The following is a 22,584-nucleotide window of genomic DNA, read 5'->3' as shown; positions in this document are numbered from 1 at the left end:
AGGGTGGGCATCATTGCCCACCCTACGCTTTTATAAATTTAATTAAAAGCAAAATTAAAGCATAAAAAAAGCGAAGAATTCAGCAAATTCGCCGAATTCTCCGCTTAAAAAGTATTAAAACTAGCTAAAATTAGCCGTTGCGTTTTTTGATGATTTCTTCGCTTACATTTTTTGGAACTTCATCGTAGTGGTCAAATTCCATTGAGTATGTAGCGCGACCTTGTGTTTGAGAACGAAGGTCAGTTGAGTAACCAAACATCTCTGAAAGTGGGCAGAAAGCGTCGATGATTTTGTTTCCACCGCGTTCGCCCATGTTATTTACTTGGCCGCGGCGTTTGTTTAGATCGCCGATTACATCGCCCATATACTCTTCTGGGGTTTCTACTTCGACTTTCATCATAGGCTCTAAGATAACTGCGCCTGCTTTGCGTGCGCCCTCTTTAAAGCCCATTGAAGCAGCTAGTTTAAACGCCATTTCAGAGCTATCGACTTCGTGGTAGCTTCCGTCATATACGGTAACTTTGACATCTTCTACTGGATATCCAGCCAAAACACCGCTTTGCATAGCTTCTTGGCAGCCTTTATCGACAGCTGGGATATATTCTTTTGGAATCGCACCACCTTTGATGTCATTGACAAACTCATATCCGCTACCTGGCTCTAATGGCTCTAAGCGCAAATATACATGGCCGTATTGACCGCGACCGCCTGATTGTTTAGCGTATTTGTATTCTTGCTCGACAGATTTGCGGATAGTCTCACGGTAAGCAACTTGTGGTTGGCCAACCTCTGCATCGACTTTAAATTCTCTAAGCATACGATCGACAATGATTTCAAGGTGAAGCTCACCCATACCGCTGATGATTGTTTGACCGCTCTCTTCGTCAGTTGCTACGCGGAAGCTTGGATCTTCTTGTGCAAGTTTTTGAAGCGCAATACCCATTTTCTCTTGGTCTGCTTTTGTTTTTGGTTCAACTGCGACGCTGATAACTGGATCTGGGAATTCCATACGCTCTAAGATAACTTTGTCTTTTTCGCTAGCTAGTGTATCACCAGTAAGTGTATCTTTTAGGCCCACAATCGCGCCGATTTCACCAGCGTAAAGCTCTTTGACTTCCTCGCGTTTGTTTGAGTGCATACGCAAAAGTCGTCCAATACGCTCTTTTTTGTTTTTACCAGAGTTGATTACATAGCTTCCGCTCTCTAACATACCGCGGTAAATTCTAACGAAAGTTAGCTGGCCGACAAATGGGTCAGTCATAATCTTAAATCCAAGACCTGCGAATTCGCCGTCGTCAGTAGATAGAACTTCTGCTTCGCTTCCGTCCTCATAAACGCCTTTGATAGCTGGAACTTCGTTTGGAGCTGGTAGATACCATACGACAGCGTCAAGTAGTGGTTGAACGCCTTTGTTTTTGAAAGCTGTTCCGCACATCATAGGGAAAAATGCTAGGCTTAGGCAGCCTTTTTTGATACCAGCTTTAATCTCTGCCTCGCTTAGCTCTTCGCCTGCGAAATATTTTTCCATTAAAGCTTCATCAGTCTCAGCGACTGCTTCGATCATTTTGTCGCGATATTCTTGTGCTTTTTCTTTTAATTCAGCTGGAATTTCGCCTACTTCTGGTGCGCTTGGGCCTTTTGCATCGTCCCAAGTAAGAGCTTTCATAGTGATTAAATCAACTACGCCTTTGAAGTTGTCTTCTGCGCCGATTGGAATTTGAATCGGAACTGGTGTAGCTTTTAATCTATCGCGGACTTGTTGCTCGACATTGAAGAAATTTGCGCCTACGCGGTCCATTTTATTTACGAAAATAATTCTTGGGACTTGGTATTTATTCGCTTGTCTCCAAACAGTCTCGCTTTGTGGTTGAACGCCACCGACTGAACAAAATACAGAAACAGCGCCGTCTAGAACACGCATAGAGCGTTCAACTTCGATAGTAAAATCAACGTGGCCTGGGGTGTCGATTAGGTTGATTTGGTGATCGTTCCAAAAGCAAGTAGTCGCAGCAGAAGTAATAGTAATACCTCTTTCTCTCTCTTGCTCCATCCAGTCCATAGTAGCAGCACCCTCATGCACCTCGCCGATTTTGTGGCTCATACCTGTGAAAAATAGAATTCTTTCGCTTGTTGTCGTTTTACCAGCGTCGATATGAGCAGCAATTCCGATATTTCTAACACGATTAAGTGGAGTTTTTCTTGCCATAGTTTTCTCCTACCAGCGATAGTGGGCAAATGCTTTATTAGCTTCTGCCATTTTGTAAGTGTCTTCTTTTTTCTTAAATGAAGAACCTTTTGAATTCGCTGCATCAAGTAGCTCATAAGCTAAACGCTCAATCATAGTTCTTTCGCTTCTTTTTCTAGCAAAAGTGATGATCCAGCGGATTGCCAAAGCTTGTTGGCGAGCTGGGCGAACTTCGATTGGAACTTGATAAGTTGCACCACCAACGCGGCGAGATTTAACTTCCATAAGTGGTTTTACATTTTCGATAGCGTCGTTGAAAACATCGATACCTTTGGCTTCGCCGCCTTTTTTGTCGATCAAATCAAGCGCACCATACATAATCTCAGTCGCAACGCTTTTTTTGCCGTCATACATAAGTGAATTAATAAATTTAGTGATTACTTTGTTGCCATAAATTGGGTCAGGCATAACTTCCCTTACGGGAGCTTTTCTTCTTCTCATTTTATTATTCCTTCAAATTTGAAAATTTTACTCAAATTTAACCAAAACTAAGGGTTAAATCTGTCTTAGCTAAACTATTTTTTAGGGCGTTTAGCACCGTATTTAGATCTAGAAACTGTTCTTTTTGCGACACCTGCGGTATCAAGCGCACCACGAACAATGTGATATTTAACACCCGGTAAGTCTTTTACACGACCGCCGCGAACTAGAACAATGCTATGTTCTTGTAGGTTATGACCTTCACCGCCGATATAGCTGATGACTTCAAAACCGCTTGTTAGCCTTACTTTGGCAACTTTTCTCAAAGCTGAGTTTGGTTTTTTAGGAGTTGTTGTATAAACTCTGGTGCAAACTCCGCGTCTTTGAGGACACTCTTTTAGCGCAGGTGATTTTGACTTTACAGTCACTTTTTTGCGCTCTTTTCTGACCAATTGATTTATGGTTGGCACAGTAAATTCCTTTCATCAAAAAATTTATTAAATAAAAAAGAGATTGATTTTACTAAAAAATTACTTAAACTACTATAAATTTATGCTTTTTCTAAGAAATGTAGATATTTTACTTATTAAATTTAAAATGTAGGGTGGGCGTTTCGCCCACCATTAAGGTTGCCAATTTTTTCGGTAGGCAAGTGCCACTCTACTTATCTAAAAAAATTTTATTTAGCTATTCTATCTTTTAAATTTTCAATCCATTTTTCAATAGTTTTTGGTTTTTTAGTTTGAAAATTTTTATCTGACGAAAAATACAATATTTCACTATCATCATCTATAAATGCACAATAAACTTCATCATCAGGCGTATGCATCAAGATAGCTTCGCATATAGTATATAATCCTGGAACCCCACTGCCTATAACTTCTGCTTCAAAATCATCTAAATTTTTTTCATCATAAATAGTATATAAACATCTTAAAAAGTTATTATATTTTTCTTCATCACTGCAACAAGAATAAATTTTTGATAATTTTATATCATTTAAATTTTTAATATCATCAAATATATCACTTTTTCGAACAAAATCACTTATATCAAAACTAACACCAACACCATGATAATAACCACAATTACTTTCTTCTACAATAATTTTATTGTTATATTTTCTAAACTTAATTATACTCGGTTCATCATTTAAGAAATTTTCTTGCGATACAAATTCTGCCTCATTGTCTGATATAATTTTAGCTGTACCAGAAATATTTCCTACAAGTGCTCCCTTAACAACAATAATTTCAAAATCAAATTTATGAACCGAAACATTATTTATTATCAAATTGCCACTAAAATACGGTAATGTACTTTGAACTTCCCATTTCCCAAACCATCTTTTGTCTATGTTTATTCCTATTTTTCTTACAAGTATGTCTGCTACTTCTATTGGAGTGTTCTCGTTAGCATTTATATAATACTTAGTTTTTGATATTCCGAGTAAATCTGTTTTATCAAATTTTATTAAAAAAATATCTTCTTTAGATTTTAAAATTCTTTCTTTTATAGAGTTAAATTCGTGTTTCGTCCATACTTTTTCTTTGTAGTATTCTGAAATAAATATAACAATATATTTGGCTTTATTAATAAATACATCAGGAAAATACTCGAATAAATCTTTTCCTTGCTTTTCTACTTTTTTATCTTTATCGTAGAATACATTTACTCCATAATTTTGCAAAGCTCTGACAACTTGTTCTACATATTCCCTATTTTCACCAGCAAATGAAACTGCAATATCATATTCATGTTTTTCTAAACTTTCCATATATTTTTATTCTCCATTACATAATCAACATTATATTTTAAATCGAAATATATTATATTAAAAATTTCCAAAATTTCTATTTTATCATCGTAAATTTTAACAACACAATATAACAACTAAAAATTTAATCTTTAATACTTTTGCATTATCTTTTGTAAATTTAAAATTATTGATTTGTTCTAACAAGCTTTATATCGATATTTGGGAATTTTTTGTCGTTAGTTATGATAAATTTGCAAAAGTGCAAATTTATCACTACAAACTTTTACTTATACGCATTTTCTCTTGTTGCGATTTCAATAACTTCGATTGTCAGTATATCATCGTGTTTTTCACCGATTACTCGGTAATGAATTCCGACATACCATTTCCAGCGATTTTCGTATCCTTCCATTTTGCCACAGTTTTTCAACGCAAATGGATTTTCTATTTTTTCTAATTCTTCTAAAAATATTACAATTCGCTCTGCACTTTTTTTATCGCCAGTTTTAATTTTTGTAAGTTGTTTGTCTGCTTTTTTTACAAGTCTGATTTTATACATTTTATTCACCAAACATTTGAGCTCTAACTTCTGCTCTCAATGCTTCCTGCTCTGCTATTGGCATTTTTTGAATTTCGGCTCTTATTTCTTTGATACTCGGGGCTTCATCTAGCGAATAGCCATCTCGTTTTTCTTTCAAAACCTTAAACGGCAAACCGCCTACTTTTAAGGCTTGTTTTAAAAATATTCTAAGAGCCGTTGTGGTATCAAGTCCCAAATCAGCAAACAACTCATCTGCTTGTTTTTTTAATTTTTCATCTACTCTTAATTGTATTAAACTTGTAGCCATTTTAAATCCTTTTGTATGAAATTTGATTGATTTTGTATTATATCATATTTTTAATTTATACAAATAAGAAATGTCAAAATAAATTATAAATTCAATCTTTAACAATCGCAAAGCGTCCGCCGCCGCAGACTAGCAAACAAAGAGAAATTCCGATATAAAGGTATAAAATTTCGGCTGTAAAACCGCCGTGAGAGCTCATCGCAGTTAAATCAGGGTAAGCAACATAAAGTATAATGCCACATAGTCCTAAAACTAATAAGGCACCGATTCGGCAAAATAGCCCAAGAATAATCATCACAGGCGCGACGATTTCGCCCAAATACACGCCATACGCGATAAACTCAGGCAATCCCTTTGCACCCAGCATGCCCTTTATACCGCCCACGCCGTTCATTATCTTTGCCACGCCGTGCATAAAAAGACAGACTCCAAGCGTCAAACGAAGCATTAATAATCCGAAATTTGGAAATGATTTAGGCATAGATAATCCCTTTTGTGGCGAAATTTTAAAATTTTAAAATTTGGCAAAATTCAAGAATTCTAAAATTTTAAAATTTAAAAAAGGGGCGAAATTTCGCCCCCAAAATTATTTTTTAAGCTTGACCTCTTTGTCTTTGTATAGACCGGTTCCGACTGGGATTATGTGACCTAAAATGATATTTTCCTTCAAGTCCTCTAATCTATCAAATTTCGCCGCGATACTTGCCTCGGTTAGAACCTTGGTAGTCTCTTGGAAGGAAGCAGCTGAAATCACGCTATCGCTTCCCACAGCCGCTCTTGTGATACCAAGAAGCACTGGCTCAGCAATTGCTGGCTCGCCACCCATTTTCATAATGCGCTCATTTTCTTCTTTAAACCTGCGGCGGCTGATTAAATCGCCAATGATTAGCTTAGTATCGCCACTATCTATAATGCGAACTTGGCGAAGCATTTGAGATACGATGATTTCGATATGTTTATCGTTAATCGCAACGCCTTGTGAGCGATAGACTTGTTGAACTTCGCTAACTAGGTAGTAATGAAGCGCCTTTTCGCCTAAAATTCTAAGCACATCGTGTGAGCTAATAGAGCCGTCAGTTAGCCTTTCGCCAGCATGGACAAACTCGCCGTTTCGGACCTGAATTTGACGAGATTTATCTATTAGATACTCAGCCACAGTGCCGTCCTCGCCCTCGATGATTACGCGCTCTTTTGAGCTCATAGGTTTGCCAAATCTCACAGTTCCGTCGATATCTGCGATGATAGCTGTATTTTTTGATTTGCGTGCTTCGAAAAGCTCAGAAACGCGTGGCAAACCACCTGTGATATCTTTCGATTTCGCAGCGGCTTTTGGCGTCCTAGCTAGGATATCAGCGATCGCTACCTCATCTCCGCTAGTTGCAAGAATTTGAGTTTTTGGTCCGATATTGTATTTCATCGGCTCGCCCTTGCTAGGTGTGATTACGATAGCTGGTTTTACGCCTTGTGGTAAATACTCATTAATCACCAAACTACTATGTCCTGTCGCTTCATCGTATTGCTCAGTAGCAGTGTAACCTGGCTCGATATCCTCGTAACTAACCACACCAGCGCACTCAGCTACCACAGGGGTAGTATATGGATCCCATTGAGCAATTACGGTGTTTTCTTCTTTTTTAGGTTTTGCGATGATATCATCGAATTTAACCTTGCTATTATCGTTAAATACAAGCACAGATTCGCGTGGGATATAGTGTCTGATAGCCTCTCTGCCGTTTTCATCAGAGATTACAGCATACATACCTTTTTCGGTTACGATATTTCCCTTTTTGATATCTTTTAGACGCTCTAAATAATCACCTTTTAAGATGAAATATTTGATCTCGCCAACTGCGCCTGATTTGATTTTTTGAGTTACAGGCTCGCCGTCTTGGACGCAAATTTCACTAGCAAACGGCACGCGAGCTGGGATATTCCAGTCTGTTTTGATGATTTCGACCAAACTCTCGTTTTCTTCGATATTATCGCCGTCTTTGCAAACGATATAGTATTTGCCCTCGACCTTACCGCTAACACCAGCTAGCTCGTTTGGTTTAGCCAAATCGTGGCGGCGGATATTGTATTTGACCTCATCTTTTTTGCTTTTTACAGAGATATTGACATCATCGTGAGTTACTTCTATGCTTACCTTACCGCTAAATGGAGCTTTGATTTTTGGTTCGACCAAAAGCACAGCCGCATTTCGGCGGTTCATTACGATATTTTTGCCATTGTTTTCATAAGTTTTGACATTGTAATATCTGATATAACCCTCATCGCTAGCGATAACCTTATCTGCTTGTTGATCAGTAGCAGCCGTTCCACCTGCGTGGAAAGTTCTTAGCGTTAGCTGAGTTCCTGGCTCGCCGATTGATTGAGCTGAGATGATACCGACAGCCTCGCCTGGTTTTACCAGTTTGCCCTCGCCCAAATTCACGCCATAGCATTTAGCGCAAACGCCCTTGTGAGCCTTGCAAGTAATCGGAGTTCTAATGCTAACTGATTTGATTCCAGCATCTACGATAGTGCGAACCTCTTTTTCGCCAAGAAGTGTGCCCTCGGTAAATAAAATTTCATTTGAAACTGGATCAATCACATCTGCACTTAGCACGCGACCCAAAATTCTATCGGCTAAATTCTCGACCAAAGTTCCGTTTTCGACGATTTCAGTTACTTCGATACCCTCGTGTGTGCCACAATCATGGATTGTAACGCGGACATTTTGAGCGACATCGATTAGCTTACGAGTAAGGTAACCAGCATTTGCCGTTTTAAGCGCAGTATCGGCTAGACCCTTTCTCGCACCGTGAGTTGAGATGAAGTATTCGTTCGCATCTAATCCCTCGCGGAAATTTGATGTAATCGGGGTCTCGATAATCGAACCATCTGGTTTAGACATCAAACCACGCATACCAGCTAATTGGCGAATTTGCTCTGAACTACCACGAGCGCCACTATCAGCCATCATATAGATTGAGTTAAAGCCGTCTTTGTCGTTTTTCATCAAATCCATCATCTCATCGGCTAGTTTTTTAGTCGTGCTTGTCCAAATTTGAATAGTTTTATTGTATCTCTCGCCCTCAGTTAGCAAACCGCCAGAGTATTGGTTTTGGACTTCGCGGACTTGATTTTTCGCGTCCTCGATCAAATTTGACTTAGAATTTGGCACGATGATATCTGAAACAGCGATTGAAATTCCAGCTTTTGTAGCGGATTCGAAACCTAAATTTTTAAGGTTATCTAGGAATTCAGCACTTACTTCCAAACCGCCATTTTTATAGACATAATCGACTAGTTCTGCGATATCTTTTTTCTTTAATTTTTTATTCCACAATGTATCTGGGATAAAATCAGGCAAGATTGATTTTATGACCAATCTACCAGCTGTCGTAAAGATAATGCGACCATCGACCATAGTTTTGATTTTAGCGTGGATATCGAGAGAATTCGCCTCCACAGCGACCATGACCTCATCGACATTGGCAAAAATTTTGTTTGTGCCTTTTGCGCCAGCTTTTTCAAGGCTAAGATAATAAATTCCCAAAACCATATCTTGCGAAGGCACAGCCACAGGCTTACCGCTAGCTGGAAGCAAGATATTCATAGAACTTAGCATTAAAATTTTGCACTCTGCGATTGCTTCTTGGCTTAGTGGGACATGCACGGCCATTTGGTCGCCGTCGAAGTCAGCGTTGAAAGCCGCACAAACAAGCGGGTGCAAACGAATAGCCTTACCCTCGATTAGGACTGGGTGGAAGGCTTGGATTGACATTTTATGAAGTGTCGGCGCACGGTTTAGCATGACAGGGTGGCCTTTAACGACCTCTTCTAGGCACTCCCAAACCTCATTTACCTTGCCCTCAATCATTTTTTTGGCTTGTTTTACGGTTGTTGCATAGCCTTTTTCTTGAAGTCTAGCTATCAAATGCGGTTTAAATAACTCTAATGCCATAGTTTTTGGCAGACCGCATTGATCCATACGCAAATTTGGACCTACGACGATAACTGAACGACCTGAGAAATCGACGCGTTTTCCAAGCAAATTTTGTCTGAAACGGCCTTGTTTTCCTTTGATAATCTCACTTAGAGATTTTAGTGGGCGTTTGTTTGCGCCTTTTACAGCGTTTGCCTTTCTGCCGTTATCAAATAGCGCATCGACAGCTTCTTGGAGCATGCGTTTTTCGTTGCGAATAATAATCTCTGGCGCGTCAAGCTCCAAAAGTTTTTTAAGGCGAGTGTTACGATTGATAACTCTGCGGTATAAATCATTGACATCTGAAACCGCAAATTTACCGCCGTCAAGGCTAACTAGCGGTCTTAAATCCGCCGGTAGAACTGGTAAATTTGTAATCATCATCCACTCTGGTTTGTTGCCAGAATTTAAAAAGCTCTCTACGACTTTTAGGCGTTTGATTATATTTTTTTTCTTTAATTCTGAATTTGTACTAGCCATTTCCTCTTTCAAATTTGAAAGAATTTCGACCAAATCAAGATCTGCTAGCATATCTCTGATAACTTCACCACCCATTTTAGCCACAAAACCAGTTTGCTCAAATCTCTCGCGCAAGCTTTGGTATTGCTCCTCGTTTAAGACATCGTATTTTTCGACTTTTTTAGTGTTTTCGTTATCATAATACGCACTACCAGCGCTCTCTACGATATATGCCTCGTAGTAAAGCACGCGCTCTAAATCTTTCATTTTGATATTCAAAAGCGTGCCGATACGGCTAGGGAGCGAATTTACATACCAAATGTGCGCTACTGGGGTAACTAGCTCGATATGTCCCATGCGTGTGCGACGAACCTTAGAACTAGTGATTTCTACGCCACATTTTTCGCATTTCCAGCCTTTGTAGCGCATTTTTTTGTATTTTCCACAAATGCACTCATAATCCCTTACTGGACCAAAAATTTTAGCGCAAAACAAGCCGTCTCGTTCAGGTTTTAGCGTGCGATAGTTGATAGTTTCTGGCTTTTTAACCTCGCCGTGGCTCCAATTTTTGATTTGCTCAGGGCTAGCAAGTCTTATGGCAAATACATCAAAATCTTGAACTCTACCGTCTTCTTTAATTTCAATTTTTTCTAAGCTATTGTTTTCGCTCATTTCTTTTCCCCGTTTCCGTAAATTTCAACATCCAAAGCAAGTGATTTAAGCTCGTTTGTTAAAACAAAAAATGTCTCAGGAATTCCTGTTGTTGGAACATTTTCGCCTCTGGTAAGTGCTTTATACGCCGCCAAACGACCATCGACATCGTCTGATTTGACGGTTAGCATTTCGCGCAAGGTATATGCCGCGCCATAAGCTTCAAGCGCCCAAACTTCCATTTCTCCAAATCTTTGACCACCAAATAGCGCTTTACCGCCGACTGGTTGCTGTGTAACAAGGCTGTAAGGGCCTGTGCTTCTAGCATGGACTTTTTCATCGACAAGGTGGTGGAGTTTGAGATAATACATACAACCCACATTTACGCGCTCTTTAATCTTTTCACCTGTGCGTCCATCATAAAGCTCGGTTTTGCCATCAGCGTCGATTTTTGCCATTTCAAATAGTTTCGCAAAATCCTCAGGCACGATTCCCTCAAAAATCGGAGCTGCAAATCTAACGCCTTTGCTCCAATCTCTGGCATATTTCAAAAGCTCTTCATCGCTGATTTTTTCTAGCGTTTTCTTAGCGTCCATAAGTTTAGAAACACTTGCAATATCAATCATTTTAGCGCGAAGTTCTTTTAACCACTCGCCAGTTTTTTGCTCTAAAATTTCAGCGATTTGCTCGCCCAAACGCCAGCCTACTAAACCTAAGTGGCTCTCCATGATTTGACCGATATTCATACGGCTTGGAACGCCTAGTGGATTTAGGACGATATCTACTCTTTGACCATTTGGAAGGTATGGCATATCGACCTCTGGGACGATATTTGAGACAATACCTTTGTTTCCGTGGCGTCCAGCCATTTTATCGCCGACTTTTAGTTTGCGTTTAGTTGCGACATAGACTTTGACTAGTTTTACTACGCCACTTGGCAAGATATCATCTTTTTCCAAAATTTCGATTTTTTCATCGTGCTCTTCTTTAAGCTTTCGTTTTTCGTTTTGGAAGTGATTTTTCAAATCCTCATATTCTTTTTGAATTTTTTTAGAATATCCTTTGATAAACGAATTTAGCGTAAAGCGGTTTGAGCTTTCAAGCTCTTCTTTGCTAACGATATCGCCTTTTTTATACTCTTTTTTATTTAGGCTTTGCGCACTTTCTAGCTTGCTTTTTGATAGCAAGGCTACGACTTTTAGCATTTCTTCGCGATCTAGCATCAAAAGTCTATCGTGGTGCTCGCGCTCTAACTCTGTCTTTTCGTCCTCATAAGCTTTGTTTGTTCTAGGATCTTTTTCATAGCCTTTTTTAGTGAAAATTTTGACATCAATTACCACGCCTTCCATAGAAGCTGTCGCATAAAGTGATTTATTTACCACATGTCCTGCTTTTTCGCCAAAAATCGCTCTTAAAAGTCTTTCCTCTGGGGTTGGTTTGACCTCGCCTTTTGGAGTTACTTTTCCTACCAAAATCATACCAGGTTTGACATGGGTTCCGATTTTGATAATTCCGCTCTCATCAAGGTGAGAAAGCTCTTCTTCCTTGATATTTGGGATATCTCTGGTAATCTCTTCTACGCCGTCTTTTAACTCTCTGGCTTCAATCTCTTTCTCATAAATATGCACGCTTGTGTATTCATCAGCGCGAATCATCTTCTCGCTCATTACGACGGCGTCCTCGTAGTTATAACCATGCCATGGCATAAACGCGATTAGAGCGTTTTTACCGATAGCTAGCTCGCCGCCGTCCATGCTAGGGCCGTCTGCGATGATTTGTCCCTCTTTGACACTATCGCCTTTGCGCACAATTGGGTGCTGAGAAAATGTAGTGTTTTGGTTAGTGCGTAAATTTTTCTCCATTGAGTAGTGATCGATAAACGGACCTTTTTCATCTTCGCCTAAGATAAAGATATTTTTGTTATCTACTTTTTCGACCACGCCGGCTCTTTTAGCCTTAATCGCTTCCCAAGAATCCCTAGCGATTGTAGCTTCCATACCTGTGCCTACAATCGGAGCAGTTGCGTATAGAAGTGGAACTGCTTGGCGTTGCATGTTTGAACCCATTAGCGCGCGGTTGGCGTCATCGTGCTCCAAAAATGGAATAAGTGAAGCAGCCACACCAGCAATCATACCAGAGCAAAGGTCGATTAGAGTGATGTCCTCGCGTCTAGCCATAAGGTTTTCGCCGTCTTTTCTAGCTTCTAGCATTTCCTCGATAATCGCGCCGTTTTCGTCTAATTTAGCAGAAGCAGGAGCGATTACATGACCCTCTTCTTGTGTAGCAGTTAGATAAACGATTTCGTCTGTTACCTTGCCATCGACGACCTTTTTATAAGGAGCTTCGACAAAGCCTAAATCATTTACTTTTGCATAAGTTGCAAGGGTATTGATAAGACCGATGTTTTGACCCTCTGGGGTTTCGATTGGACAAATTCTACCATAGTGAGTCGGATGGACATCGCGCACCTCAAATCCAGCGCGCTCTTTAACCAAACCGCCCTCGCCAAGAGCAGATAAACGACGCTTGTGAGTAACCTCGCTAAGTGGGTTTGTCTGATCCATAAATTGGCTCAACTGACCGCCTGTGAAGAATTCCATAAGCGTAGTTGTGATGATTTTTGGATTGACAAAATCATAAGGCATAAGTTCATCAATATTTCCGCTAATGCTTGCGAATTTATCTTTTATAGCTTTTTGAACCTTGATAAATCCAAGGTGCATTTCACTAGCTAAAAGCTCGCCGATAGAGCGAATTCTACGATTGCCTAGATTATCTCTATCATCGATAAAACCTTCGCCATTTTTAACTTTTATCAAATATTTTGCTGTTTTTATAATGTCTTCGTTAGTTAGCACCGTTACATACTCTGGTGTTTCGTTGCCAAGCTTGTGGTTCATTTTCATACGGCCGACTTTTGTAAGGTCGTATCTTTCAGGGTTAAAAAACAGATCATTTACAAACGATCTCGCAGTCTCTTTAACCACTGGCTCGCCAGGGCGCATAACTTTATAAATTCTAATAGCTGCTAAATCGTTTTCATCATCAACGCCTTCGCTTTGTTGTAAAATTTTAAGAGCTTCGCTATCTTGGGCAAATGAGTTGATGATAGAGGCATCGACACCGCTAGCTAGGTCGTTTGCGATAGTAAATTTTTTCTGTGAATTTGCAATAGCGACTAGCTTGGCTTCATCTAACGCGGCAAGTGAATCATATATAACCTCGCCACTATCTTTATCAAAAATCGCGTCTGCTAAGTGGCGTTCTGCTAAAATTTCAGCTGGGTATTCTATAAGCTTCAACCCCTCTTCTGCCAATTTTTCAGCTTTTTTTAGAGTTAAACGCTTGCTTGCTTGGTGCAAAACCTCGCCTTTTTCGTTGATGATATCATAATCAAGTCTGCCAGCATACTCTTTTGGATCGAAATCTGTTAAGAATTTGCCTTTTTTGACATAGATTGTTTTAATCGGATAAAATAGTTTTATAATGTCTTGTTTTTTATATCCAAGTGCGCGGAAAAGTATAGTAATAGGAACCTTGCGTCGTTTATTAATGCGCACATACAATACATCTTTCGCATCGTATTCGAAATATAGCCAGTTGCCGCGATCTGGTATGATTTGGGCTGTGTAGATTAGTTTGTTTAATACAGTCGGGCTCTCTTCTTCTTTGAAAATAACGCCAGGGCTTCTGTGTAGTTGATTTACGACGACACGCTCAACACCATTGATGATAAATGAAATTCTATCGGTGATAAGCGGAATATCGCGAATATAAATATCTTGTTCTTTTATATCTTTAACGCCGATTTTTTCGCCTGTTTTATCATCTCGCTCATGCACGATTAGGCGAATTTTCATCTTTAAATTTACAGAATATGTAAGACCACGCTCCATACACTCTCTAATCGAGTATTTTGGCTTGGAAAGCTCGCTACTTACATACTCGATGCTTAGTCTGTTTTGAGCATCATGAATAGGAAAGATAGCACGGAAGACTTTTTCTATACCACTATCTGCATTTGAGTTATCAAGATTTAAAAAGTGATCAAAACTTTTTTTTTGTAATTGTAATAAATTTGGTATCTCTATATCTTTTGGGACCTTAGAAAAATCAACTCTAAGACGATTACCTGAATATAAGCTATTTAACATTCTACTACCTCGTAGTTGTATTTTAAGAAAGAAGTGTCGGCACTCACGCACCGACACACATTATGATTTGCAAAACTAATAAATTTTGCGAGATTATTTAAGTTCGACCTTAGCGCCTGCTTCTTCAAGCTCTTTTTTAGCTTTTTCAGCATCTTCTTTGCTAACGCCCTCTTTAAGAACAGATGGTGTAGACTCAGTAGCGTCTTTTGCCTCTTTAAGACCAAGACCTGTAAGAGCACGAACGACTTTAATAACATTGATTTTTTTGTCGCCCGCATCAACTAATACGATATCGAATTCAGTTTTTTCCTCAGCTGCTGCTGCACCTGCTGCTGCACCTGCTGCGCCAGCTACCATAACAGGAGCTGCGCTAACGCCGAATTTCTCTTCGAATTCTTTAACTAATTCGCTAAGCTCTAAAACTGAAAGATTAGAAATGAATTCTAATACATCTTCTTTTGTAATTGCCATTGTTTTTCTCCTAAATTTTTATTTTATGCTGTTTGTTCTTTTTTTTCTTTAAGCGCATTTAAGCCGATTGTAAAATTTTGAATCGGTGCGTTCCAGACTTGAAGTAACATTGCGATAAGCTCGTCTCTGCTTGGCATTTTTGAAAGCGCGCGAACTTTTTCGATGCTAGTAACTTCACCATCGACATAAGCAGTTTTAAGTGCAAATGCTTCGTTTTTCTCTTCAAATTTAGCAGCAACTTTACATACTGAAAGTTGATCGCCCCACAAGAAAATATTTGTATCTTTGAAACTCATACCATCTTTTTCGGCGTTTTTCAAAGCGATAGCTGCTAATGTGTTTTTGATAACTCTGACTTTTACATCAAGCTCACGAGCGCTATTTCTAAGTTCTTCTAGTTTTTTAACATCTAGACCTTTGAAATCAGATATAACAATAGCTTCGCTATTTTTGAAAGCTTCGCTTAGTTCTGCTACGATTTGTGATTTTTCATCTCTCGTCATTAGGTTTCTCCTTTCCGATCGGTGATTTCAAGCCAAGAGATTTAAATTTAAGCTAGTTAAATTTAAATCAATTAAGTCAAAGCGACCTTGAACTATCTCCAATCTAAGATAAAAATTTTAAATTTTTATTTTAAATCAATAACTTCTTGGCTATCAAGAGTAACAGCTGGGCTCATAGTTAGCGAAAGTGCTGCATGAGTCACATATCTACCTTTTGCAGTAGCTGGTTTGTGTTTGTTAATGGCTTTGATAAATGTTGTAACATTATCCAAAAGTTGTTCTTTGCTAAAACTTACTTTTCCAAGACCAGCGTGGATATTTCCTTGTTTATCAACGCGGAAATTTACTTGACCACCTTTTGCATTTTTGACAGCTTGTGCTACATCCATTGTAACAGTGCCTGTTTTAGGGTTTGGCATTACGCCTTTTGGTCCAAGAATTCTACCTACTTTACCGACTAATCCCATTAAATTTGGAGTAGCGATAAGAACATCGAAATTTATAATACCTTTTTGGATTTCCTCGATTAAATCATCTGCGCCTACGATATCAGCACCAGCCTCTTGTGCCTCAGTTGCTTTTGCGTCTTTTGCGATAACAGCAACGCGGACGCTCTTGCCTGTGCCAGCTGGTAAAACGATAGAGCCGCGAACCATTTGGTCTGCGTGGCGTGGATCTACATTTAGTTTAAGAGCGATTTCAACAGTTTCGTCAAATTTAGCAGATGCTAGACCTTTTACTGTGTCGATAGCCTCAGATATATTGTATAGTTTATTAGAATCAACTTTTTTCAAAAGTTCATTAAATCTTTTCGAATTTTTTGACATATATTTCTCCGCAATTTTAAAGTGCTACCGCTTTTATTTAAATCTTAGCGGTCAAAAGATTAATCTACTATGGTAATACCCATAGAGCGTGCAGAACCAGCAATGATTCTAGCTGCTTGTTCGCGATCGTTGGTATTTAAATCAGCGATTTTTTTCTCAACGATTTCCAAAACTTGCGCTTTTGTTAAAGTCGCAACTTTTTTCTTCAAAGGATTGTCTGAACCTTTGTCGATTTTAGCTGCTTTTTTAATCAAATCTGTCGCAGGTGGTTGTTTTGTGATAAATGTAAAGCTCTTATCAGCATAAACAGTGATAACAACAGGAATATTATAACCTGCCATATCTTTTGTGCGCTCGTTAAATGCTTTACAAAATTCCATAATATTTACGCCTTTTTGACCCAAAGCTGGACCAACTGGCGGACTTGGATTTGCTTTTGTAGCGGCGATTTGTAATTTAATCTCACCAACAACTTTCTTAGCCATTTACTATACTCCTTATTAAATTTTTAAATTATCTTTTCGACTTGTGAATATGAAATTTCAATCGGCGTGCTTCTACCAAAGATAGAAACATTTAATCTAAGCTTGCCGTGAAGCATATCATACTCTTCGACAATACCATTAAAATTCGCAAATGGTCCATCGATAATTCTAACAGTCTCGCCCTCATCAAAATTGATTTTTGGTTTTGGTGCTTGACGATTATTGATTTTTTCAAGAATTATTGCGATATCTTTTTCCAATAAAGGAGAAGGTTTTTTAGCCTCGCCGATAAAGCGACTAACTTTTGGCAAAATTTGAATTCTATGCCACAAAGTAGTGTCTAAATCTAAATTTGCAAAACAATATCCAGGATATAAACTTCTCTCTTTGATAGTTTGTTTTGTGTTTTTGACCTCGATAACATCTTCTGTGGGAACTAAAACCTCACCGATTTTATCTACAAGCATCTCATCAGCTTTTAGAGCTTCGATAGCATTTTTTACTGCCATTTCACTGCCAGCATAAGTCTGAATTGCATACCATTTATGTGCCATAAAAAAACCTTTCTATGCAGTAATTGCAGTAGACATTAGAAAATCTACCAAAGCCAAAAATAACGCTATGACCACAACCACAACAACTACTGAAATATAAGCAGTTCTTGTTTGCTCTTTTGTTGGAAAAATTACCTTATCTAATTCTATTCTTGCTTGTCTATAATATTCTTTAATTTTTTCCATAATCCCTATCCTCGTGGCAGGGCAAGAGGGATTCGAACCCCCAACCATCGGATTTGGAATCCGGCGCTCTACCGTTGGAGCTATTGCCCTATAAACTTATTTAAGCTTAACTTCCTTGTGAAGTGTGTGTTTTTTTAATCTAGGGCAGTATTTTTTAAGTTCCAATTTTTCTGTTGTTGTTTTGCTGTTTTTATAAGTGCTGTAATTGATATCTCCGCACTCAGAACATTTTAGACCAATTTTTACTCTACTTGAATTTTTTGCCATATTACTTCCTTAAATTTAAAAAAACAGACGGATTCGAAAATCCGTCTGTATAAAAATTATGCAATGATGTTTGAAACAACACCTGAACCAACAGTTCTACCACCCTCGCGGATAGCGAATCTTGTTCCTTGTTCAAGAGCAACAGGAGCGATAAGCTCAACTGTGATTTTAACATTATCACCAGGCATAACCATCTCTGTGCCAGCAGGTAGAGTGATTGAGCCAGTAACATCTGTTGTTCTAACATAGAATTGTGGTCTATAATTGTTAAAGAAAGGAGTGTGGCGTCCGCCTTCCTCTTTTGTTAGAATATAAACTTCACCTTCAAATTTTGTGTGAGGAGTGATTGATTTTGGTTTGCATAGAACCATACCTCTCTCAACTTCTTCTTTTTTAGTTCCTCTTAGCAATACACCGACATTATCGCCAGCTTCGCCTTGATCCATCTCTTTTCTAAACATCTCAACGCCAGTAACTGTTGTTGTTTGAGTTGGTTTAAGACCAACGATTTCGATTGTGTCGCCTACTTTAACAACACCTTTTTCGATTCTACCAGTTACAACTGTACCACGACCTGAGATTGAGAAGATATCTTCGATTGGCATCAAGAAATCTTTATCAGTGTCACGAGTTGGAGTTGGGATATAGCTATCAACAGCGTTCATAAGATCCATGATTTTTGCTGACCACTCGCCGTCGTTACCAGCTTTTGCCTCTTCAAGAGCTTGAAGTGCTGAACCGGCTACGATTGGAGTATCATCGCCTGGGAAGTTGTATTCATTTAGAAGCTCTCTAACTTCCATTTCAACTAGTTCTAGAAGCTCAGGATCATCAACCATATCAGTTTTGTTTAGGAAAACAACGATGTATGGAACACCAACTTGGCGAGATAGCAAGATGTGCTCTCTTGTTTGTGGCATAGGACCATCAGCTGCTGAAACAACTAGGATAGCGCCGTCCATTTGAGCAGCACCAGTAATCATGTTTTTAACATAGTCAGCGTGGCCTGGGCAATCAACGTGAGCATAGTGGCGAGACTCTGTTTCATACTCAATGTGAGATGTAGCGATAGTAATACCGCGCTCTTTTTCCTCAGGAGCATTATCGATATTGTCGTAATCTTTAAGCTCAGCAAGACCTCTTCTAGAAAGAACAGCAGAAATAGCAGCTGTCAAAGTAGTTTTACCATGATCGACGTGACCAATAGTACCAATGTTTACGTGTGGCTTGTTACGAGTAAATTTTTCTTTAGCCATCATATCCTCCGTTATTAATTTGTGGTTACACAATAAAAAACTAAGCAATTTTCTAAATGGAGCTCATAGCGGGACTTGAACCCGCGACCTCTTCCTTACCAAGGAAGTGCTCTACCTCTGAGCCATATGAGCATTACCCCTGGCCAAGAGAAATCGCTACCTACTATCTGACAATGTAAGACGAAATTTGGATATAAAAGCGTATAAAAGCATTAAGTTTTTACAGCTCCCAGTAAAACCCAAATGGAGCGGGAAACGGGGCTCGAACCCGCGACCCTCAGCTTGGAAGGCTGATGCTCTAGCCAACTGAGCTACTCCCGCATAGATTCATGGTGGTGAGACGTGGATTCGAACCACGGAAGACATAGTCAGCAGATTTACAGTCTGCCCTCGTTGGCCACTTGAGTATCTCACCTAATGAAAATCTGGTCAAACACTGTTACAAAAAAATGGAGCTGGTGAACGGACTTGAACCGCCGACCCACTGCTTACAAGGCAGTAGCTCTACCAACTGAGCTACACCAGCATTTTGAAATTGAAGTTTGGATTATATCTGAAAAAAAAATCTTTGTCAAGGCTAAATCAGCAAAATTTTAAAATTTTACTCTTTTTTGTTATAATCGCTCAAATTTTGATAAAGGATTGTTATGAAAATCGTTCCTTGGATTATCGTTATATTTATGATTTATGTGGTGTATTATTTTATTTCTCGTTCCGAAAAGCGCATCACAGCGTTAGAAAAGCGACTAAACCAAGCCGAGAGCAACTACGACGAGCTAAAAAAACAGATCGAAACCAACCGCATGCTAATCCAAGAAAACAGCCCAAAAGAGCCAGAAGTAGAAGAAAACGCCTACGAAGATTGAAATTTAATTATTATTAGGCATAAAATAAAGAGGTCAAAAAATGGAAGAGATAAATTTCAATAATTCTATGTTCAAAGATTTAATTAAAAGAGCCATTTAAAATGAAAATTATAGATATTGCCTTAGATTTTATTAAAGAATATTGGTATATGGTGTATTAATATTGATTATATATAGTCATTATAATGAATATAAAAAGCTAAAAATATCCAAAACGCAAAATACCGATGAACATACTTTGAATAAACCTGATACACAAGAAAATATTTATCAAATTGTTCATAACCATAAAGAAACATACAATACTTATAATAATGAGTATAGTTTATTAAAACAACAATATCAAAAAATACTACAAGAATACAATGAGCTTAAAAGAGAACTTGATTTTATAAATACTAGATACCCCGTTTTAGATGACGATATTGTAAATTTGGAAATTATTAATGCAAGAAATAATAAAAAAAATTAATGATTTAAAAACACAAATAGAACACAAAAGCAAAAAAATCCCAAAAATTAAAAACTTTTTGTGTCCTTGCATACACGGTATAAAATACGCACAAATGCGTCCGTATTTATGCGAACAATGCGCCTTAGAGTATATAGCTAATTGCGAGAAATTAAACTTACCATATAATCACAATATTTACGAAGCATATTATCAAAAATTTAAAAATATCCAAGAAAAAGAGAGAATAAATAAATTGCAAAAGATTTTGGACGACTACGAAAATCCAAAATATAATTTATCAAATTCCGAAATAGGAAAACGCTACGAACGCTATATAGGCTATCTATACGAGTGGATTTATACAGAAAATGGCGAGTGGTATGAAGTAGAATACCACGGCATACGAAAAGGAGTTGATGATGGAGGAGTTGATTTATTTGTAAAAAAAGGGAAAAATGAAATACTTTTAATCCAATGTAAGTGGTGGGCAAAAGATAAGGTTATGCACGATAATGTCGTGGCTAGAATAGGATTTGCTAAAACTGACTATGAAAAAGATAACCCAAATAAAAAAATTACAGCAATGATAGTGAGTGCAAATGAGAACTTAGATGACAAATCTAGGAAACTATGCCAAAAACACAATATTGGGATACAAGAAGTACCTTATGACAAAAGTTACCCAAAAATTAAATGTAACATAACTAATCGTGGCAAAATTTATCATTTACCAAACAGCCCCTCTTACGATGCTATAAAAATTACTCGTAGTAAGGGAGAATATTATGTAAAAACGATACAAGAAGCCGAAGCTTTGGGATTTCGCCACGAAGTAGCAACAAAACCAAAACGACCATTCTAGGCAGAGTTATAGGCTATTATAGCATAGAATTTAAACTTCCTATTATAACTTTAAAGTTATAACTTACGAGTTTAAAAGGTTTTTTGTATGGGAGATTATATTTTGTAACGATAATTCAAAAAGTGAATTTTACGATTTACCAAAGCATTTAGTCGTGCGTGGGTCAATGTTATTAAAGATTTTGGAAATCAAAGGTAACAACATAGGCGAACCGATAACCAAAAAATTTGCGTAATGGAATTTTTGAAATTCGCATAAGAGCCGACAAAGACATAGCTAGAAGCTTGTATGCTTATGAAATCGGCAAGAAAATTATAATTTTAACCACATTTGTTAAAAAGACCGAAAAGACACCAAACGATAAAATTGAACTTGCATTAAAACGCTTAAAGGAATGGAAAAATGAAAATAAAAACTAAATCTTTAAAATTTGAAGACACTTTTAATGCGTGTATGCAAGATGCTGAATTCAAAAAGCTTTACGATGAAATGCAAGATGAGTTTAATCTCATAATTTCACTCATAGAAGCTAGGCAAGAAGCAAATCTCACACAAGCCCAACTTGCAGAGAAAATGGGCGTAAAACAATCAGCGGTAGCAAGGATAGAGAGTGGCAACCTAAATTTAAAATACGGCACTATTTGCAACTATCTCAAAGCGTGTGGTAAAAAAATAGCGAATTTTAATCTAGTATCTCTAAATGCCGCCAAGGCTTGATATTTAGCAAAATATGAACTACAATCACAATAAAGCTATAACGATAATTTTACTAGTAGTTATGATATTTTTCTTTGATAAAATAAATAACCCAACACACTCATATACTCTATTTTGGCTATCTGCTGACATAGCACTCCCTTGTTCGGCAAGTGGTTCGTGTTTAGGGCGTTGGTGCTGGGTTAGCTAATTTTTATCTAGTATTAATATTTCAATTATTTTCTTTCAATCTGTCTAACTTCGCTTGTATCAGCTTTAAACGATTAAATTCTTGCAATATTACTTCTGGGTTGTCTAGATTATCTTCTATAAACCTATGTAGTATTACCCATGGCGCTAATCCAGCGTATGGACTACGAATAGGTTTTTTTGGAGTATGTTCTTTTCGCCAAGCTCCTAATATTCCTAATGTTGCTAATGCATCAATATACCCTTCACGCGAAAGTTCTTTCACAGGTATTCCAAAGCTATTTAATCGGTCTAACTGCTTTTTGCGAGCCAATTCTCTATTTCGTTCCCGTTCCGCTTTATTATAGTCATCATAAATATCAAACAACGCCAAAGTTATTGCTATTATTATAAACAAGACCTCTAAGATTTTCCATAACATCATTATATCCCTTTTAATTT

General features: G+C 38.0%; 24 protein-coding genes and 5 tRNA genes. 6 read left to right on the top strand and 23 right to left on the bottom strand.

All coding sequences use genetic code 11. From position 1 onward, the window contains the following. Positions 1-130: 130 nt before the first annotated feature. From fusA to OFO12_RS05310, 22 genes are all read right to left on the bottom strand, one after another. Complete coding sequence (fusA, locus tag OFO12_RS05415; protein WP_270859210.1) at positions 131-2,206, bottom strand: elongation factor G; 2,076 nt, start codon at positions 2,204-2,206, stop codon at positions 131-133. A gap of 9 nt (positions 2,207-2,215) precedes the next feature. Next, positions 2,216-2,686, bottom strand: a complete 471-nt coding sequence (rpsG, locus tag OFO12_RS05410) for a 30S ribosomal protein S7 (RefSeq protein WP_270859211.1) — start codon at positions 2,684-2,686, stop codon at positions 2,216-2,218. Positions 2,687-2,760: 74 nt separating this feature from the next. Next, complete coding sequence (gene rpsL / locus OFO12_RS05405; RefSeq protein ID WP_270859212.1) at positions 2,761-3,135, bottom strand: 30S ribosomal protein S12; 375 nt, start codon at positions 3,133-3,135, stop codon at positions 2,761-2,763. A gap of 209 nt (positions 3,136-3,344) precedes the next feature. Continuing rightward, positions 3,345-4,442, bottom strand: a complete 1,098-nt coding sequence (locus OFO12_RS05400) for a TIR domain-containing protein (protein ID WP_270869750.1) — start codon at positions 4,440-4,442, stop codon at positions 3,345-3,347. A 265-nt stretch (positions 4,443-4,707) separates the two neighbouring features. Continuing rightward, positions 4,708-4,983 carry a type II toxin-antitoxin system RelE family toxin gene (locus OFO12_RS05395; RefSeq protein WP_270869749.1) on the bottom strand — a complete coding sequence of 92 codons (276 nt, stop codon included), beginning with the start codon at positions 4,981-4,983 and terminating at the stop codon, positions 4,708-4,710. Between the two features lies 1 nt (position 4,984). Beyond that, a complete protein-coding gene (locus tag OFO12_RS05390; RefSeq protein ID WP_270869748.1) occupies positions 4,985-5,272 on the bottom strand; it encodes a type II toxin-antitoxin system RelB/DinJ family antitoxin in 288 nt (95 codons plus the stop codon). A gap of 91 nt (positions 5,273-5,363) precedes the next feature. Next, positions 5,364-5,753 carry a DoxX family protein gene (locus OFO12_RS05385; protein ID WP_270869747.1) on the bottom strand — a complete coding sequence of 130 codons (390 nt, stop codon included), beginning with the start codon at positions 5,751-5,753 and terminating at the stop codon, positions 5,364-5,366. Positions 5,754-5,858: 105 nt separating this feature from the next. Continuing rightward, complete coding sequence (rpoC, locus tag OFO12_RS05380; protein WP_270862322.1) at positions 5,859-10,373, bottom strand: DNA-directed RNA polymerase subunit beta'; 4,515 nt, start codon at positions 10,371-10,373, stop codon at positions 5,859-5,861. Next, positions 10,370-14,506, bottom strand: a complete 4,137-nt coding sequence (gene rpoB, locus OFO12_RS05375; protein ID WP_270868107.1) for a DNA-directed RNA polymerase subunit beta — start codon at positions 14,504-14,506, stop codon at positions 10,370-10,372. Before rpoB ends, rpoC begins: the two co-directional genes overlap by 4 nt. A 93-nt stretch (positions 14,507-14,599) precedes the next feature. Continuing rightward, positions 14,600-14,977 carry a 50S ribosomal protein L7/L12 gene (gene rplL / locus OFO12_RS05370; RefSeq protein ID WP_270862320.1) on the bottom strand — a complete coding sequence of 126 codons (378 nt, stop codon included), beginning with the start codon at positions 14,975-14,977 and terminating at the stop codon, positions 14,600-14,602. A gap of 23 nt (positions 14,978-15,000) precedes the next feature. Beyond that, on the bottom strand, positions 15,001-15,480 hold the full coding sequence (gene rplJ, locus OFO12_RS05365; RefSeq protein WP_270859325.1) for a 50S ribosomal protein L10: 480 nt from the start codon (positions 15,478-15,480) through the stop codon (positions 15,001-15,003). Between the two features lie 125 nt (positions 15,481-15,605). Beyond that, positions 15,606-16,307, bottom strand: a complete 702-nt coding sequence (gene rplA / locus OFO12_RS05360) for a 50S ribosomal protein L1 (RefSeq protein ID WP_270859324.1) — start codon at positions 16,305-16,307, stop codon at positions 15,606-15,608. A gap of 59 nt (positions 16,308-16,366) precedes the next feature. Further along, positions 16,367-16,792 (bottom strand): 50S ribosomal protein L11, encoded by a 426-nt coding sequence (rplK, locus tag OFO12_RS05355; RefSeq protein ID WP_270859323.1) that lies wholly within the window; start codon positions 16,790-16,792, stop codon positions 16,367-16,369. 23 nt (positions 16,793-16,815) lie between these two features. Then, positions 16,816-17,346: a transcription termination/antitermination protein NusG gene (gene nusG / locus OFO12_RS05350; RefSeq protein ID WP_270864630.1), complete on the bottom strand. Its 531-nt coding sequence runs from the start codon at positions 17,344-17,346 to the stop codon at positions 16,816-16,818. Between the two features lie 12 nt (positions 17,347-17,358). Continuing rightward, complete coding sequence (secE, locus tag OFO12_RS05345; RefSeq protein WP_270859321.1) at positions 17,359-17,532, bottom strand: preprotein translocase subunit SecE; 174 nt, start codon at positions 17,530-17,532, stop codon at positions 17,359-17,361. A gap of 14 nt (positions 17,533-17,546) precedes the next feature. Continuing rightward, a tRNA-Trp gene (locus OFO12_RS05340) sits at positions 17,547-17,622 on the bottom strand. A gap of 6 nt (positions 17,623-17,628) precedes the next feature. Further along, complete coding sequence (rpmG, locus tag OFO12_RS05335; RefSeq protein ID WP_270859320.1) at positions 17,629-17,799, bottom strand: 50S ribosomal protein L33; 171 nt, start codon at positions 17,797-17,799, stop codon at positions 17,629-17,631. 56 nt (positions 17,800-17,855) lie between these two features. Next, complete coding sequence (gene tuf, locus OFO12_RS05330; RefSeq protein ID WP_270859319.1) at positions 17,856-19,055, bottom strand: elongation factor Tu; 1,200 nt, start codon at positions 19,053-19,055, stop codon at positions 17,856-17,858. 57 nt (positions 19,056-19,112) lie between these two features. Further along, positions 19,113-19,187 (bottom strand) — tRNA-Thr (locus tag OFO12_RS05325). 112 nt (positions 19,188-19,299) lie between these two features. Beyond that, a tRNA-Gly gene (locus OFO12_RS05320) sits at positions 19,300-19,376 on the bottom strand. A gap of 9 nt (positions 19,377-19,385) precedes the next feature. Next, positions 19,386-19,470: transfer RNA gene (locus OFO12_RS05315), tRNA-Tyr, on the bottom strand. A 35-nt stretch (positions 19,471-19,505) separates the two neighbouring features. Then, positions 19,506-19,581 (bottom strand) — tRNA-Thr (locus tag OFO12_RS05310). Between the two features lie 121 nt (positions 19,582-19,702). Here OFO12_RS05310 and OFO12_RS05305 point away from each other — a divergent pair. The 6 genes from OFO12_RS05305 to OFO12_RS05280 all read left to right on the top strand — a co-directional run bounded on the left by OFO12_RS05305 (position 19,703) and on the right by OFO12_RS05280 (position 22,144). Further along, the gene (locus OFO12_RS05305) at positions 19,703-19,921 is read left to right on the top strand and encodes a hypothetical protein (RefSeq protein WP_270862318.1); all 219 of its coding nucleotides are present in this window, start codon (positions 19,703-19,705) and stop codon (positions 19,919-19,921) included. Positions 19,922-20,084: 163 nt separating this feature from the next. After that, a complete protein-coding gene (locus OFO12_RS05300; protein ID WP_270869746.1) occupies positions 20,085-20,393 on the top strand; it encodes a hypothetical protein in 309 nt (102 codons plus the stop codon). Beyond that, positions 20,368-21,237: a restriction endonuclease gene (locus OFO12_RS05295; RefSeq protein WP_270869745.1), complete on the top strand. Its 870-nt coding sequence runs from the start codon at positions 20,368-20,370 to the stop codon at positions 21,235-21,237. The genes OFO12_RS05300 and OFO12_RS05295 overlap by 26 nt, the downstream gene beginning before the upstream one ends. Positions 21,238-21,464: 227 nt before the next feature. Next, positions 21,465-21,656, top strand: coding sequence for a type II toxin-antitoxin system RelE/ParE family toxin (locus OFO12_RS05290; RefSeq protein WP_270869744.1), 192 nt, complete (start codon positions 21,465-21,467; stop codon positions 21,654-21,656). Further along, the gene (locus tag OFO12_RS05285) at positions 21,640-21,954 is read left to right on the top strand and encodes a helix-turn-helix domain-containing protein (RefSeq protein ID WP_270869743.1); all 315 of its coding nucleotides are present in this window, start codon (positions 21,640-21,642) and stop codon (positions 21,952-21,954) included. The genes OFO12_RS05290 and OFO12_RS05285 overlap by 17 nt, the downstream gene beginning before the upstream one ends. A 13-nt stretch (positions 21,955-21,967) precedes the next feature. Next, positions 21,968-22,144, top strand: a complete 177-nt coding sequence (locus OFO12_RS05280; RefSeq protein ID WP_270869742.1) for a hypothetical protein — start codon at positions 21,968-21,970, stop codon at positions 22,142-22,144. Positions 22,145-22,165: 21 nt separating this feature from the next. Here the strand turns inward: OFO12_RS05280 and OFO12_RS05275 are convergent, their stop codons facing one another. Continuing rightward, positions 22,166-22,567: a hypothetical protein gene (locus OFO12_RS05275; RefSeq protein ID WP_270869741.1), complete on the bottom strand. Its 402-nt coding sequence runs from the start codon at positions 22,565-22,567 to the stop codon at positions 22,166-22,168. Positions 22,568-22,584 lie beyond the last annotated feature (17 nt).

Source organism: Campylobacter sp. JMF_04 NA10 (assembly GCF_027737655.1).
Lineage (GTDB): Bacteria > Campylobacterota > Campylobacteria > Campylobacterales > Campylobacteraceae > Campylobacter_B.
Note: the sequence above shows the minus strand (reverse complement) of the source record. Positions and strands in the feature narration are given on the sequence as shown.